The organism is Devosia insulae DS-56 (genome assembly GCF_000970465.2).
Taxonomy (GTDB): domain Bacteria; phylum Pseudomonadota; class Alphaproteobacteria; order Rhizobiales; family Devosiaceae; genus Devosia_A; species Devosia_A insulae.
This window is the reverse complement of the sequence record NZ_LAJE02000319.1, coordinates 1-1,836: the sequence shown is the minus strand read 5'-3', so window position 1 is coordinate 1,836 and position 1,836 is coordinate 1. Positions and strand designations below refer to the sequence as shown.

At 67.8% G+C, this 1,836-nt stretch carries 1 protein-coding gene and 1 pseudogene; both read left to right on the top strand.

All coding sequences use genetic code 11. From position 1 onward, the window contains the following. Nucleotides 1-79: 79 nt before the first annotated feature. Nucleotides 80-781: pseudogene (locus tag VW23_RS21490) on the top strand (sugar phosphate isomerase/epimerase family protein); the annotation flags it as partial. Between the two features lie 92 nt (nt 782-873). Further along, nucleotides 874-1,782, top strand: coding sequence for a dihydrodipicolinate synthase family protein (locus VW23_RS21485; protein WP_069911545.1), 909 nt, complete (start codon nt 874-876; stop codon nt 1,780-1,782). Nucleotides 1,783-1,836 lie beyond the last annotated feature (54 nt).

Here is a 1,836-nt window from a genome sequence, read left to right as displayed (position 1 = left end):
CGCCGGCGGTGGCGGGATCAGAGGGGAGCGGCGCGGGGGGCGGGTGGCGCTGAGGAGGCGTGGGGATTCCGGGTAGGCGGTGCACGGGCTGGTGTCGTCCAACTTCATGGACCCGGTGACGCTGCCCTACCAGATCGCTGCCGCCAAGGCGCTGGTCGAAGTCTCGAACCCGATCGGTGCGGGCATCCTCGTCCACCACAGCGGCAACCTCCGCGCCGCTGCGATGGCCGACTGAGCAGGGGGCGAGGTGCGCGAGCGTGAAGCACTTACCGAGCTTGCCGATTTCGCCCGCCCGCATGGCGTGCGCATCGCGCTCGAAAACATCTTTACCACCGAGCTCGGCCAGTATCGCCAGACCCCGACCGAGGTGGCCGAGACGGTGAAGGCAGTGAACCATGCGAACCTCGTGGCGCTGATCGACTTCAGCCACGCCTATATCGAATCCACCTTCAAGGGCCTCGATTTCCGTGCCGAGATCCGCGCCATGGCACCGGTCGCTGGGCACCTTCACCTGCACGATTCCTTCGGCCGCGCGCAGGGCTTCTACAAGCCGTTCCATCCGGCGGAAAACACCGCGATGGGGATCGGCGACCTGCACATGCCGCTCGGCTGGGGCGATATCGTCTGGGACGAGATCTTCGCCGAGCTGAGCTTCCTGCCCGACACCGTGGCGATGATGGAAATCGGCCGCCGCTACCGCCGCGAGCAGCCTGAGAGCCTGGCGCGGGCCAAGGGGCTGGCTGGTCTGGTCGACGCTCCGGCTGCTGTGGCGGCGGAGTAATCCCAAACCTGCTGGCGTCCGCTCGGGCGCCGGCAACTTGCTTCGCTCCCGCTCGTTCGTGCACCATGGCCGGAACGAGAGGGAGCTGCGCGATGGGTTTCGGGATTTCAGGCGTCTACTGCGCCACGGTGACGCCGCTCAATGCCGATCTCAGCCCCGACCTGAAGCGGCTCGGCGCGCACTGCCACAACCTCATCGCCGATGGTTGCCACGGCATCGCGCTGCTCGGCACCACGGGCGAAGCCAACTCGTTCTCGGTCACTGAGCGCAAGGCCATCCTCGAGGGCGCGCTCAACGCCGGGATCACGCCGGAACAGCTGGCGCCGGGGGTCGGTGTGGCCGCGATCCCCGATACGGTGGAGCTCACCCGCCATGCGCTGAGCCTCGGCATTACCCGCGTGGTGATGCTGCCGCCATTCTACTACAAGGGGGTGAGCGATGACGGGATCTTTGCCGCCTATGCGCGGATTATCGAAGCGGTGGCCGATCCGCGGCTCAAGCTCATTCTCTACCACATCCCGCAGACCTCAGCGGTGCCGCTCAGCCGGCCGCTGGTGACGCGGCTGATTGCGGCGTTTCCCGGCACCGTTGTCGGGCTCAAGGATTCGTCGGGCGACTATGGCAATATGCAGGGCCTGGTGGAGGACAATCCCGGCTTCGCCGTGATGGTCGGGGCCGATCCGCTGCTGTTGCCGTTCCTCAAGATCGGCGGCGCCGGTTGCATCACCGCGACCTCGAACCTCGCGGCGCGGGCGCTGCGCACTATCTACGATCATCACGCCGACCCGGCTCGAGCGACGGAGGTCGATGCGGCGCAGGGGCGGATCGAGGCGGCGCGATCCATGCTCAACAGCTACGGGCAGATCCCGACCATCAAGGCGGTGCTGGCGGAGCGCGATGGCGACGACGGCTGGAGCCGGCTCCGACCGCCGCTCATGCCGTTCGCGGCGGAGAAACTCGGTGAGCTGCGTGAGCGGGTGGCGGCGCTGCCGGGGGTTTAGCTCCCCTCCCCCTTGAGGGGAGGGCACGGCCCTCCTACACCCCTGACGCGCCCG